General features: G+C 37.7%; 11 protein-coding genes. 4 read left to right on the plus strand and 7 right to left on the minus strand.

Annotation, left to right across the window (positions count from 1 at the left end; translation table 11 throughout):
- Positions 1-5 precede the first annotated feature (5 nt).
- The gene (gene pdhA, locus HQN86_RS15640; RefSeq protein WP_172661841.1) at positions 6-1,001 is read right to left on the minus strand and encodes a pyruvate dehydrogenase (acetyl-transferring) E1 component subunit alpha; all 996 of its coding nucleotides are present in this window, start codon (positions 999-1,001) and stop codon (positions 6-8) included.
- Positions 1,002-1,234: 233 nt separating this feature from the next.
- Here pdhA and HQN86_RS15645 point away from each other — a divergent pair, with 233 nt between their 5' ends.
- Both HQN86_RS15645 and HQN86_RS15650 read left to right on the plus strand, forming a co-directional pair.
- Entirely contained in the window at positions 1,235-1,789 is a 555-nt protein-coding gene (locus HQN86_RS15645; protein ID WP_172661842.1) for a C40 family peptidase, read from the plus strand.
- A gap of 69 nt (positions 1,790-1,858) precedes the next feature.
- Positions 1,859-2,971 (plus strand): CapA family protein, encoded by a 1,113-nt coding sequence (locus tag HQN86_RS15650; RefSeq protein ID WP_172661843.1) that lies wholly within the window; start codon positions 1,859-1,861, stop codon positions 2,969-2,971.
- On the opposite strand, the gene HQN86_RS15655 is transcribed toward HQN86_RS15650, so the two are convergent.
- Positions 2,968-3,225: a hypothetical protein gene (locus tag HQN86_RS15655; protein WP_246269628.1), complete on the minus strand. Its 258-nt coding sequence runs from the start codon at positions 3,223-3,225 to the stop codon at positions 2,968-2,970. The genes HQN86_RS15650 and HQN86_RS15655 overlap by 4 nt on opposite strands.
- Positions 3,226-3,247: 22 nt before the next feature.
- On the opposite strand from HQN86_RS15655, the gene HQN86_RS15660 reads away from it, so the two are divergent.
- The gene (locus tag HQN86_RS15660; protein ID WP_172661844.1) at positions 3,248-4,180 is read left to right on the plus strand and encodes an SPFH domain-containing protein; all 933 of its coding nucleotides are present in this window, start codon (positions 3,248-3,250) and stop codon (positions 4,178-4,180) included.
- Positions 4,181-4,252: 72 nt separating this feature from the next.
- Here HQN86_RS15660 and HQN86_RS15665 read toward each other — a convergent pair whose 3' ends face one another.
- The 5 genes from HQN86_RS15665 to HQN86_RS15685 form a co-directional block, all read right to left on the minus strand.
- Positions 4,253-6,442: a carboxy terminal-processing peptidase gene (locus HQN86_RS15665; RefSeq protein ID WP_172661845.1), complete on the minus strand. Its 2,190-nt coding sequence runs from the start codon at positions 6,440-6,442 to the stop codon at positions 4,253-4,255.
- 162 nt (positions 6,443-6,604) lie between these two features.
- Positions 6,605-7,309 (minus strand): tetratricopeptide repeat protein, encoded by a 705-nt coding sequence (locus tag HQN86_RS15670; RefSeq protein ID WP_172661846.1) that lies wholly within the window; start codon positions 7,307-7,309, stop codon positions 6,605-6,607.
- 53 nt (positions 7,310-7,362) lie between these two features.
- The gene (locus HQN86_RS15675) at positions 7,363-9,894 is read right to left on the minus strand and encodes a phosphocholine-specific phospholipase C (RefSeq protein ID WP_172661889.1); all 2,532 of its coding nucleotides are present in this window, start codon (positions 9,892-9,894) and stop codon (positions 7,363-7,365) included.
- 140 nt (positions 9,895-10,034) lie between these two features.
- Positions 10,035-10,877: an isoaspartyl peptidase/L-asparaginase gene (locus HQN86_RS15680; RefSeq protein WP_172661847.1), complete on the minus strand. Its 843-nt coding sequence runs from the start codon at positions 10,875-10,877 to the stop codon at positions 10,035-10,037.
- 1 nt (position 10,878) lies between these two features.
- Complete coding sequence (locus HQN86_RS15685; protein ID WP_172661848.1) at positions 10,879-11,754, minus strand: cyanophycinase; 876 nt, start codon at positions 11,752-11,754, stop codon at positions 10,879-10,881.
- Positions 11,755-12,115: 361 nt separating this feature from the next.
- Here HQN86_RS15685 and cphA point away from each other — a divergent pair, with 361 nt between their 5' ends.
- Positions 12,116-14,731 (plus strand): cyanophycin synthetase, encoded by a 2,616-nt coding sequence (cphA, locus tag HQN86_RS15690; protein WP_172661849.1) that lies wholly within the window; start codon positions 12,116-12,118, stop codon positions 14,729-14,731.
- The last annotated feature ends 33 nt before the right edge of the window (positions 14,732-14,764 follow it).

Genomic DNA, 14,764 nt, shown 5'->3' on the forward strand with positions numbered 1-14,764 from the left:
CTAAATTAATCTTGTACGTATGGGTAGTCTTGTTGCACATAAACATCAGTATATAATTCCGATGCTTCAGGCCAAGGAGACTCTTCAGCAAATTTCACAGATTCATCAACAATCTGTTTTACTTTATTTTCAATTTCTTCGATCCATGCCTGATCAGCATATTTCTCTTTAAGAATCACTTCTCTTACTGTTTCAATAGGATCTTTAGCTTTGTACTCTTCTAATTCGTCTTTTGTACGATATTTAGCAGGGTCAGACATAGAATGTCCGCGGTAACGGTAAGTTCTCATCTCTAAGAAAGTTGGGCCTTCACCATTTCTTGCACGTTGAGCAGCTTCATCCATTGCGTTGTGAACTGCAACAGGGTCCATTCCATCAACCGGGGCACATGGCATATCGAAACCTAGTCCTATTTTATAAATATCAACCATGTTTGTAGTACGCTCCACAGAGGTTCCCATTGCATAACCATTGTTTTCGCAAACAAATATTACAGGTAATTTCCAAAGCATCGCCATATTGAAAGCCTCATTTAAAGCTCCCTGACGAACGGCTCCATCACCCATGTAGCAAACATTTACATTTTTAGTGCCTTTATATTTTTCAGCAAACGCAATACCTGCTCCAAGAGGGATTTGCCCACCTACAATACCATGGCCACCATAAAAATTAAATTCCTTACTAAACATGTGCATAGAACCACCTTTGCCTTTTGAGCAACCTGTAGCTTTACCATACATCTCGGCCATAATGCTATTTGCACTTACGCCTTTTGCCAAAGCATGAGCATGATCACGGTAAGCAGTTATCATGGAATCTTCCGGCTGTAATGCAGAAATAGCTCCTGCAACAACGGCCTCCTGGCCAATATATAAATGACAAAATCCACGGATTTTCTGTTGTCCGTATAGTTGTCCAGTTTTTTCTTCGAACTTGCGCATCAGCAACATCGACTCAAACCACTTCAGATAGGTATCTTTATTAATTTCTACTGCACTCATTGTTGGGTGTTGATTTTTATTTACGAGAGCAAATCTACTTCTTTATTGCAACATATCGAAGAAAATGATGTAAAATGCACACTAAGGTTACAAAAAATGTTAATAACTTTTAATATTAGGTCTATGACATTTGGATAACATTTGTAAAATACATATGTTTGCCATCCAAACAATAAGCCCTAGTGGTGTACGTTTAAGTGTAAGTGCCTTTTACCCAAACTTAACAGTATAACATGATAAAAAAGTTTTTGTTGTCTTCCCTGATTGTATTGTGCAGCCTCTCGGCCCTCAACGCACAAACAAAAACAAAAGAAACTAATAAATTAGAGGATCCCGATAATTTAGCTTCGCAGTATTTTTCGCAGGTGATGGGTGTTGCTGTTGATGCAACTTCTAATATTAAACTCTACAAATTCATTTACGAATGGATTGGCACTCCTTACAGATTTGGGGGAAACACGAGTAAAGGGATTGATTGTTCCGCTTTTACAAAAGCTATTTACGATAAAGTTTTCAACACTACTATATTAAGAAATTCAAGAGACATTTTCAGCATGGTTGACCCATTGCCAAAAGATGAACTAAAAGAAGGTGATCTTGTATTTTTTAAAATAAAAAGCAGAACCATTACGCATATCGGTATCTATTTGGGAGATAATCGTTTTGCCCATGCTTCATCAACGCGTGGTGTTGTAATCAGTAATTTAAATGAACCTTATTACTCTAGATATTTTTATAAAGGCGGAAGAATAATTGATGCCGTAAAGAATGATCTGATTGAAGAATAAATCCTATTTGAATAGAAACGCATTTAAGTCTTCCTAATATTTTAGGAAGACTTTTTTTATAAAATAATAATGAGACTTCTAAGCATAAGCCTTTTAAATATCGTAATCAGTTTAATCCTGTCAAGTTGCACTACCACGGCTTCAACTACTGACCTTTCACAGATTCAGGATATCATACAAAAGGATACTACAGCTTTAAAAAAAGATACCATTTCTATAATTGGCGTTGGCGATATTATGCTTGGATCAGCCTATCCTGATAAATCAAATTTACCAAAGGGCGATGCTATAAAGAGCTTTAAAAATGTAGATACCTTTTTAAAAGGAGATATCGTTTTCGGGAATCTTGAAGGATGTTTCCTGAACAGTGGGAAATCTACAAAATGCAAGGATACGACCGGAAATAGTTGTTTTGCTTTTAGAATGCCCGAAAGATATGCGGTAATTATAAAAAATGCTGGTTTCAATTTACTAAGTGTTGCAAATAATCATGTCGGTGATTTTGGTTTTAAGGGCAGGAAAAGAACAACCACAATTCTTGATTCACTAAATATAAATTACGCAGGCCTGCAGTCGCACCCTTCAGTAATTTTTGAAAAAGATAGTATCAAATATGCTTTCTGCGCATTTGCCCCTAATGAAAACACCGTTTCTATTAATAATCTTGACAGTGCAAAATCACTCGTTTCAAGATTAAAAGCACAAGTTGACATTGTTATTGTCTCCTTTCATGGTGGTGGCGAAGGAGCTAAATTTGAACACGTTCTCAGAGCCGATGAAATATTTTATGAAGAGAACAGAGGTAACGTATATGCGTTTGCACATGGTGTAATAGATGCGGGAGCAGATGTAGTTCTTGGTCATGGTCCGCATGTTACCAGGGCAGTAGAAGTGTATAAAAACAAGTTCATTGCATATAGCCTTGGTAACTTCTGTACTTATGGAATGTTTAGTCTTAAAGGGCCTAACGGATTTGCTCCATTATTACAGCTTAAGATCAAGTCGAACGGCGATTTTATTCTCGCAGACATCATTTCAGTAAAACAAGATAAAATCCACAATTTAACTATAGACAACAATGACACTGCCTTTAAAAAGATCCAGTGGTTAACCAATACTGACTTCCCCGAGCATCAGTTAACTTTCTCTGCAAATGGACGCATTGAATTAAAAAAGAACTAAGCTTCGTCCTTTGTATTCTTTATTAAGCCTATACCAGACACAAAGAAAATAATACCAATAATGGCAACTACAATCAATTCTCTTGTCTGAATGCTATGTTGAACATATCCGTACCCAGCATAAATAAGCGCTATTATTCCCAAAACAGTTAAGATAGTTCCAAAAGTTCGTTTAACATTCATAAGGTAAATTTTAGTTACATTAGTTACTAATACAATATCTGTGCCCGATTGTTCGTACCTTGACTTATTCATTATTCTAATTAATTATAACGCTATGGAATACACTTTTTACATTATCCTTTTTATCGCAGCTGTGATATTAATCAGTTCATTTGTAACGGTTAAACAAGGCACAATTGCAGTAGTAACTATTTTCGGAAAATACAGAAGATTATTAAGCCCGGGACTAAGCTTAAAAATACCCCTTATTGAAAATATTCACTCCAGAATTTCAATACAAAACAGATCTGTGGAGCTTTCTTTCCAGGCAGTAACACAAGATCAGGCCAATGTATACTTTAAGGCCATGTTGCTATACTCTGTAATTAATCATGACGAGGAGACGATTAAAAACGTTGCCTTCAAATTTGTAGATTCTACAAACTTAATGCAAGCCCTAATTCGTACTATAGAGGGCTCCATAAGGGCATATGTTGCCACCCAAAAACAAGCAAATGTGCTTGCACAGAGAAACGAAATTGTTGACCATGTTAAGCATCAGATAGATCAGGTACTAGAAAGCTGGGGCTATCACTTACAGGATCTGCAACTTAACGACATTACATTCGATGAAGAAATTATGCGCTCTATGAGTCGCGTTGTGGCCTCAAACAATCTAAAAGCTGCTGCCGAAAACGAAGGCCAGGCTTTATTAATTACAAAAACCAAGGGTGCTGAGGCAGACGGTAATGCTATTAAAATTGCTGCTGCTGCAGAACGTGAGGCTGCCCAGCTTAGAGGTCAGGGTATTGCGCTGTTTCGCGCAGAAGTTGCACATGGTATGACCAAAGCCGCACAAGAAATGGAAGAGGCTAATCTTGATATATCAGTTATTCTTTTTACTATGTGGACAGAATCTATTAAACAATTTGCCGAGAACAGTGAAGGCAATGTTATTTTCCTTGATGGATCTACTGAAGGTATGAATCGAACAATGAAAGAAATGATGGCCATGCAGATGCAAAAGACCTCTGACAATAAGAAATAAATATAGGAAGATGGTCTAAAAAAAGAGCCTTGAAAAAATCAAGGCTCTTTTCGTAAAACTACAAATAATCCTTTATTGGAATTCTTTTACAGTTTTAACAACACTCTTATCTTTAGAATTTGCTGACTTCATAAAATCAAGCATTACTTTTAAACTCTCTTCTTCAACAAAATCAAAGCTTTCTTCCTTAGCAATTTTGGCGCCTTTCTTTATTGGAGCAAGTCCTCTTTCTGCCCTCAACAGATTTGTTTTCTCTAACGATTTAGCTTCAAGACTGTCGCGCTCTGCTTTAAGTTTGCTTTCATTTAAAGTTATCGAAACCTCTTTTTCTCTTTTCTTCATGTCAGCTATATCCTGGTTAAGTATCTTGTAATCTAAAGACTTAGCCATTCGTTCCTGATGAAGTTTGATCAATTCTGGTTTAATAGGATTAAGATCTGCAACTGCTATAAAATTAGATTTCTTCACTTCATCCCAAGGTAATGCTGATTTCTCAGTGTCTTCTCCAATTTTATCCATTGGATATACAGAAGGGAACACTATATCAGGCATTACACCCTTATGCTGTGTACTGCTACCCGTTACACGATAGAATTTAGCCATTGTTAAATTGATCTGACCGAGTTGAGGTGGAGCAACTCCATCTTTACCCGCAGCTCCGCCTGCTACATTTTTACCTACTAAAGCAGCAAGTCTTTGCAGGATCGACGGATTTACAAGCTGATTCATGTCAATCGAAGATTGTACGGTTCCCTTACCGTAAGTCTGAGTTCCCATGATAATTCCACGTCCATAATCTTGAATTGCACCCGCAAAAATCTCCGAAGCAGAGGCACTCAATCTATCAACCATTACACCAAAAGGTCCTTCCCAAATTGCACCTGCATTTGTATCCTCATTAACTTCAATCCCCCCTTTAAGATCTTTAACCTGCACAACAGGCCCTTTATCAATAAATAAGCCCGTAAGATCAATAGCTTCTACCAGAGAGCCTCCACCGTTGGCTCTTAGATCCATAACTATTGCATCAACCTTATCACGATTTTTAAGGGTATCAATTAATAATCTTACATCACGGGTTGTACTTTTATAGTTAGGATCTCCGGCTCTTGCAGCTTTGAAATCTGCATAAAATGCCGGAACCGTAATGATACCAATCTTATATGGCTGCCCGTTAGATTGTATCGTTTTAACTTTTTTCTTAGCAGATTGTTCTTCCATAACAATCTTTTCCCTCAGCAACTCAACAATCACCGGTTTCGAAGAAAGATCCATTCCTACAGGAATTATTTTCAATCTAACTTTAGTTCCTTTAGGACCCTTAATTTTTGCTACAGAGTTTTCTATTCTCCATCCAATGATATCTTCAAATTCAGCATTTCCTTGTGCTACACCAACGATTCTATCTCCTGCACTTAGCAGTTTGCTTTTAAAAGCCGGGCCTCCAGGAATGATCTCTGAAATTTTAAGCACCTCATTCTCCAATTGCAATCGTGCTCCTATACCTTCAAATGAGCGAGCCATGTCTTCATTAAAGGCCTGTGCATTGGCCGGATTAAAGTAATTAGTATGCGGATCTATTGTCTCTGTAAAGGCATCCATAATGGTCTGGAATATATCCTGATTATTAACTTTAGATGCCTGCGACTTTAAATTCTGATACCTCTTGGTTAAGGTTTCAACATTTTTAGCTTCGGTTGTGCCTGCAATTCTTAGGTTAACAAGCTCATATTTTACTTTCTTTTTCCAGATATCGTTCAAAGCTGTTGAAGACGTTGCCCACGGCATTTTTTCACGATCAAAAGTATAGGTATCATTTTGATTGAAATCATACTTAGCTTTTATCTGATTTAAAGAATATGCCAGCCATTCGTTATATCTTTTCAGATAAACATTAAATATATAAAAAGGGGCATTTAGATTTCCACTCCTAAAATCATCATCTAAAGAAAACCTAAATTTTTCAAACTCTTTTATGTCTGATGATAAGAAGTAATACTTATAAGGATCAAGATCCTTTATATATTTATCCAAAATCAAAGAAGATATTGAATCATTAACTTTTATTTTTTTGTAATTCCAGTTTTCAATAAGCGTAACTATTTCTTTGCATACCAGGGCTTGTTTTTCATCGGGCACAATATTACTTACACCCTGAACCATTTGCTGAGGTTGCGGTGATGCATGACATGCGAGTACAGCTGCGGTAAAGGTTACCAATAATATTCTTTTCAACATCTCTTTTACTAATTTAAAATCCATTTTATAATTACACACTAATATGATACCAATTTCATAAATAAACAGAAAAGAGACAGTAATAATACTGTCTCTTTTCTGTAAACTTACGAAAGTTATGGAAATACTATTAAAAAAACTAAACTAAAAACACCTTCAAATACAGAAGATTACAATTATGTATTTTTATTTCTTTTTTGATGATTTCTTTACCGTTTTAGTGGCTGCTAGTGCAGGGAGCATAGATCGTGCCTCTTTAATCTGATTTTTGAATTCATTGGTATTTGCAGCTTTTGCTAAAAGCTCAGCTCTATTAATATCTTTAGTTGCTAAAGTGTATTCTTTTTTTCTGATTTTTACATTCGCGGCGCCCAACACAGACTCTATATAAGCGGAACTATTACCTATTTGCTTTGCCAATATCCCTTGCTGGGTATAAAACCATAAAGACTGAGTAGGCTTATTCAATGCCAGATAAATTCTACCCAACTGGCTATAAGACTCCATTTGACCATTTCGGCTCCCGATTTTTGAGTAATTTTTTAAGGCAACATTTAAAACCACTTGTTCTGCTTCACTAAAATGAGCCAACTGATAATGAACGTTACTTAATCTCATCAAAGCCTCACCATAACGGGCAAATTGTTTAGCACTATTATATTCAAAAGCCGCTTTCCCAAATAAGGTTACTGCTTCGTTAAGTTCTCCATTTCGTTCATTTTTCTCAGCTTCAGCAAAATATGTATCTCCTTCGTTCTCATCCAGATTGGATACCACAATATTTATAGCTCCACTTCCCTGAGGGGGCTGCTGAGGCAGAAAATGACTGGTTTGGGTCATCGCTTGATTTGATATAATCAGAAAAATGATTGCTAACCAACTCTTGTTCATATGGTAAAGATATAACAAAAGTAATAAACAACACTATATCATCTTTATCAACCCTAGACAATCCCACCCATTAGGGGGTCTGTTTTAGCTTCAATACCGCTTTCTACTCTTCCCGCAAACCGCTCTTCAAAAACATCGTTTCCTTGTAGTTTTACACTGATATCGTACCAATGGTAAGATTTTGAAAGGTCCAGAACAATGCTCGTCTTACTGCCAGCCGCAACTAATTTAGTTTGGCGACCTTTGCCATAACTATTGTCTATTATAATCAATGTCTGAGCTGTCGCTCCATTATTAACAATATCAAGTTTAATATTGCCAGTCAACTTAGCCGGATTAAGTCGATTATGCTCATAATTAGCATGTAACCTTACTTGCGGATTATTCTTGTTTCCAATAAACTCTCTATAAAACCCATTAGGCCCATGAATGCGGAGATGATAGACACCACTTTCAAATGCATTAACAGGCCAGCTATAATTTAAATGATCTCCAGCAGAGACAGCGAATGACCAATTTCTGGAGATTTCATCTTTACTTATTTCGTCGTTGTACTTGACAGGGACACTTACAGTAAATGGAGATCCAAGTGCTTTTTTATCGAAAACCCTATTCCCAGACATGAAATTGATCTCAAAACCTGTCTTGTCCTCACTTAGCCCTCCGTCAACATATAGTTCATAAGGCAAGGCGCAAGATGAGCGTATTCCTTTTTCCTGAATCAACATTCCTGCCTTTTGGCCTTCAATTTTCCTGATCTCCGCATCCGAAAGTTTTTTGAATCCTATGGGATTACCTTTAAATTTAGCATTATATATGGTTTCAACATTTTTATTCCTGTCAAGAAAAGCGATCTTTTCTAATTTATCGCCATTATAAGGAGTAAAAGCAGAGGTAAGATCCCCACAAATTGTCCGACGCCATTCGCTAATATTATCAAGCTTTATATTCTTTTTGAATTTCTTATTTACAAATCCTTCCAAAAATTGTAAGGTTGAAGTATGGTCAAAAACCTGTGAACACACCTTACCTCCTCTAGTCCAGGGAGATGCAATAACCATCGGCACCCTAAAACCTAAACCTATAGGAGCTTCGCGCGCCTGACTTTTAGGAATTCCCTGTTTTAACTCGTTTTCCAAACGTACATGTTCTATCTCAGTTTCTATACCTACAGAACATTTTCCGGTTCCTGGTAATTTAGCATCTGAAATCGAAAAAGGGGGAACATGGTCAAAATAACCATCGTTTTCGTCATATGTAACAATGAATATTGTTTTCTTCCAAACTTCAGGATTCTTAGTTAGAATATCCAAAATCTCTGACACATACCATGCCCCATACCATGGAGCACTTGGATGATCCGAAAAGTTTTGGGGTCCTGCAAGCCATGACACAACCGGCAGTTTTCCAGTATTTACATCTTGCCTGAATTGATGAAGCAAATCTCCTTTTGGCACAGTCACCTTTCGTTGTTCGCTTTGATCATTATAGGTTAAAGCGGTAATAGATCGAAAATCAGGATCTCCGGAATTGATTACAAAAGCTCTTTTGTAAAGGTTCTTTTCTTTCTCCGATAGCTTTTCATAACTTTCCTTGTTCCACTTCGAAAGTTCACTACGAGCATTATCCAACACTTCCTGCTTTTTTCGAACGCTTTCAAGAGCCTTTTTCCCATCCTCTTCACTAGATGGAGTTCTTTCCTGCAATTTATTAATCTCTCCGGGAAGCTCTTCCGCTTGCTTCTGTAGATTTTGTATATACCGCTCGGAGAATTTAACATTATAAGCTTTAAAGAATTCCAAAAGATTACACCCGAAGTTTGACAACCAGGACCTTTCTTCACCGATAAATCCACCTCCACAGCTTAAATCATTTTGATAAAATTTCCAGGGGATATTATTCTCTTCCAACAGTTCCGGAAAAGTACTCCATGGCATATTCCCATAACCAAAATCTGTATTTCTGATGTTGGCTTTAGGAATGTCATTCTCATCATGAGTAATTTTGCCCGTCCAAAAAAATGAACGATTAGGTGTAGTACTGGTCATTGCAGAGCAAAAGTTCTGGTCACATACCGTAAAAGCGTCGGCCATGCTATAATTAAATGGTAAGTCCTCACGGGTATAATAGCCTAATGTTAAAGGCATATCCGCATATGCTTTATTCCCCGATCGTTTTGCTGGGAGCCATTTATCATATTTCCCAAAATTATTAGCATCTACTTGGCTAGCTCTCGAATGAGGGAGATCTCCCATCCATGTAACTTTTGTATCTTTTATATTTAATCGAAATGGCGAGTAGGTACTACCAGTTGCATCCGTTTGCAACCATACAGGTTTTTTATCCGGCAGGTAAACAGCGCGTGGATCATTAAACCCTCTTACTCCCTGCAAGGTTCCAAAACAGTGATCAAAGGAGCGGTTCTCCTGCATTAGTATAACCACATGTTCGGCATCAAGATAGGTACTACCTATTTCCGGATTTATAGCAAAAGCCCTTTGTATTGCAGAAGGCATCATGGTTGCGATGGCCGTACTGCCTGATAATAACGCTACCTTTTTTAAAAAGTCTCTGCGTGAGTCAATTTCGTTCATAATTAAGTTTTCGTGCGACAACGTCACAGGTCAAATATCTTTCACGAAATTAAAATTAATGTTAGCGCGTAGTTAATCTATAAGAAAAACAGTATTATAACTGTTACGTTATCACAACCAGCGATGTGTTATTAGGGAAATACCTGCAACCTGTCATCAAAAGCAGCCCAAACCATATAAGGATGAGAGTCTAAGTGATAAATTTCTCCTTTTGATGAAATCCCTATTACACCTGCAAAACCATCAATAAGTTTCAACTCTGCAAAAGATTTATCACAAGCATCTTTCAGACTAAACCCATCCGTTACACGAGTAACTATTTTTGCTGCCATAGCAACGTTAACAATATCCTCTCCCACACCCGTACAAGAAATACCAGCAAACTGATTTGCAAAATTTCCCGCTACAGTGGCAGAGTCACTTACTCTGCATGGGATTTCAAAGCCCTTTCCCCCTGTCGAAGTTGCCGCAGCAATATTGCCATCAGCGTCCAATGCCACACAACCTACAGTTCCTTTCCTTTCCTGCTGGTTCAATTTTGCCTCGTACTCTTGTTGTCTTTGGGGGGTAATAGGATCAAAATAGTCAAAGCCGTTTTTGGCGGCAAAAGCACATGCTCCTTCACCACTTAATACCCTGTCTTCATACTTGAGTAATTTCTCAGAAACCTGAATAGGATTTTTTATATCCTCAATATTGATAACCCCACTAAATTTTTGAGTTTTACCATCCATTAAAGATGCACTTAAACGCACCTTGCCGTCACTTTGTATCTGGGATCCCAAACCTGCATTAAACAATTGGTCATCTTCAAGCAAACTAACGGCATAAACTACCGTTTCTAATGCCGTATGTGTTTTCAAATAATTATGGGCTTGGCTAACTATAGAAGCCAAGGCTTGTTGCTTTGACTTTTTTGTTTCCTGATTGGTACCAGATTCGCTAAAAAAACCGCCATGTATAATTACTTTCATCCTAATCTGTTGAAACAACCTTTGGGTGATGAATGGTCAACTTATGCTCAGTAAGGTTATAGGTATCTCCATCACACATCACATGTACAATCATATTTTTAATAGAAACCGGCTGCCCCATCTCAACATCTGTTAAATTGGTATCGGCCATATCTCTGCCATCAACCAAAATGACCATTCCACTGCCTATAGCTTCCATCTTATTTCCTTCCGAAATATACAATCCTGTATCTTCACCTAAACCTATACCCAGAATCCCCGGATTACTTGCTGTAGCATATAACAGACGACCGATTCTACCTCTTTGGACAAAATGTGTATCTACAATTACACCATCGATAAACCCTAGTCCGCCGGTAATTTTCACCTCTCCTTTCAAAAGTGCATCCTTGGAACTTCCCTGATAGATCATATTTTTTGAAGATGCTGCAGCTCCTGCTGATGTCCCCGCAATTACTACAGGTTCATTCTGATACTTATCTAATAAGATCTGATGAATCGATGTCCCTCCAAATATGGATGACAAGCGAAGCTGATCTCCTCCTGTAAATATAATTACATCAGCCGCCTTAACCCTCTCGCAATTCTCATTTGAATTAGCTTGTTCCCGACTACTAATATTTAATACACCAACGTCATGTACATCAAGCTGTGCAAATGCCTTTATATATTCTTCTCCGACTTTCTCTGGAATAAGGGAGGCTGTGGTAATGATTTCAAATCTGGATTTACTATCTCTTACAGATTCAACAGTGATTTTCTTTAAAATACCCCTTTCAAAAAAGTTCATATTTTGGGGCAACCCGAACTGAGTTTCGGTAAAACTTCCGGTATTTATTGCACCCCCTATAATAATTAATTTACCCTTCGGAGTCATTTTAAATATTTATATTTCCAATAGGGCCAAACTTAGATAAAATTGATTTGTAATGCAATTTTAACCCAATTAACAATTTCATTATTTAAACTTTACTTCCAAATTATTTATATAAAATATATTCACAACAAATTGGATTAACAACTGCATAATTCTCAGAAAATTTTTATACTTTAATCTCTCCATTTAAAGCATAAAGTAATCCGGGTAAAAGTTCGAAATACTTTTAAAAATATGCTGTAAAAAAGCCAAGGGCATTTTCTTCAAAGAGAGCAACAGTAAACAACAAACTTATTTAAGCTTAGCGTGTTATAGAACTAACGCTAGGTGGATTTAATCATTAAAGAACAAATTTATACCAATGAAAATATTAGGCATACAGGTGCTTCGTGGACCAAACATTTGGTCGATAAACAGAAAAAAGTTGATTCAGATGAGGCTGGATCTTGGGGAAATGGAGCAGAGGCCTACCAATCTTATCGATGGTTTTAGAGAACGTATTGAAAAATTGATCCCAACCTTGCAAACTCATCGATGCTCCAAGGGCGAACCAGGTGGTTTTTTAGCAAGGATTGAGGAAGGCACCTGGATGGGTCATGTAATTGAACATATTGCATTAGAAATTCAAACCCTGGCAGGTATGGACACTGGATTCGGAAGGACCCGACAAACCAAAACGGAAGGCATTTATAATGTCGTATTTAGTTACATTGAAGAAAAGGCAGGAATTTATGCTGCCGAAGCCTCTGTTCAAATTGCTGAAGCATTAATAAACAACCATGAATACGATCTGGAAACAGATATACAACGCATGCGTGAGCTTAGAGAAATGGAAAGACTGGGCCCAAGTACAGGTTCTATTGTAGCTGAAGCAATCTCAAGAGATATCCCGTGGATAAGGTTAAATAAAAGTTCCCTGGTCCAGTTGGGATATGGTAAAAATCAGGTTCGCTTTCGCGCTACCATGACGGAAAAAACCAACAGCATAGCGGTTGATATTGCCGGCAATAAAGATGAAACTAAGAGACTGTTACAGGATTCTGCTATTCCAGTTGCTAAAGGAGTGACCATATCAGACATCGAGGACCTTCCCGATGCTATAAAAAAGGTAGGCTTCCCACTGGTATTTAAACCACTGGATGGAAATCATGGCAGAGGTGCCACTATAAATGTCAAAACTGTTAAGGCGGCCACTGAAGCTTTTGAATATGCTAAGAATTATTCAAGAAGAATAATCATTGAACGGTTTATTACCGGATACGATTTCAGGGTACTGGTAATTGATCATAAAATGGTTGCAGCTGCTCTGCGAGTTCCGGCACATATCACCGGCAACGGACAAGATACTGTTCAGCAATTGATAGACAAAGAAAATGAAGACCCACGAAGAGGTTATGGCCATGAAAACGTCCTAACTGAAATTACGGTCGACAGGGATACCTTAGACTTACTGGCAAAAAAGGATTACACATTAGATTCTATACCTCCACAGGGTGAAACAGTTTATCTAAAATCAACGGCAAACTTAAGTACAGGTGGTACGTCAATTGATGTTACAGATCTTGTTCATCCGCAAAACGTTTTTATTAGTGAGCGCATTTCAAGAATAATTGGCTTAGATATTTGTGGTATAGACATCATGGCCGAAAACTTAACCCAGCCACTTCCAGAAAACGGAGGGGTTGTTTTAGAAGTAAATGCAGCTCCTGGTTTCAGAATGCACCTTGCGCCTAGTGAGGGCTTACCAAGAAACGTAGCCGCTCCTGTTATTGACATGCTATATCCGCCAGGCAAGGACGCAAGGATTCCAATTATTGCGGTTACAGGAACCAATGGAAAAACTACCACTACAAGATTAATCGCTCATATTGTTAAAAGCAATGGAACCAGGGTTGGCTTTACAACATCAGATGGGATTTACGTGCAAAATACAAAACTCATGAAAGGCGATACAACTGGTCCAGTTAGTGCAGAGTTTATTTTAAGAGACCCTACTGTAGAATTTGCGGTATTAGAAACTGCCCGTGGAGGTATTTTGAGAGCCGGGCTAGGATTTAACAAGTGTGACATCGGTGTTGTTACCAATATTCAGGAGGATCACCTTGGAATATCCGACATCCATACACTAGATGATCTTTGCAGGGTAAAAGAAGTAGTAATCGGTGCAGTAAAACGAACCGGATGGAGCGTACTTAATGCAGATAACAAATATTGTATAAAAATCGCGAACAATGCAGATAGCAATGTCGCTTATTTTAGCATGGACGAGAAAAATCCCGTTATTAAAGAACATTGTAAAAAAGGTGGTATTGCCGCTATTTATGAGAACGGGTACATCACTATCAAGAAGGGCGACTGGAAAATAAGGGTAGAGAAGGTTACCCACATCCCATTGACTTTTGGTGGCAGCGTTGATTTTATGATCCAGAATGTCCTCGCAGCTACCCTTGCTACATTTTTATGGGGATATAAAATCGAAGATATCAGAATGTCGTTAGAAACATTTATACCTTCGGCAGCTCAAACACCGGGCAGAATGAATACCTTTAAATTTAAGGAGTTCAAGATCCTGGTTGATTTTGCTCATAACCCTGATGGCTTTAACGGAATAAAAGCCTACTTACAAACCATTGAAGCAACCGAACATGTAGGAGTAATATCAGGCACTGGCGACAGGAGAGATGAAGACATAAAAGAGACTGCCCGAATTGCTGCACAGATGTTTGATAAAATCATTATCTGTCAGGAGAAATACCTGAGAGGTCGTGATCAACAAGAAATAATTAATCTGTTGATAGACGGAATCCATGAAATAAAGCCAAACATGGAAATCATTATCAATAATAATGGAAATGATTGCTTGAAATATATTATAGCAACTGCAAAATCAGGATCATATGTTACCATTTTAAGTGATACTATTGACAATGCTATTGTTAAAGTTTCTGAATACTTAGATAAAGAATTCGGGGTTTAAAAAAATAGTACATCATAAAAAGGCCGGGAATCT

Source organism: Pedobacter panaciterrae (assembly GCF_013204795.1).
GTDB lineage: Bacteria > Bacteroidota > Bacteroidia > Sphingobacteriales > Sphingobacteriaceae > Pedobacter > Pedobacter panaciterrae.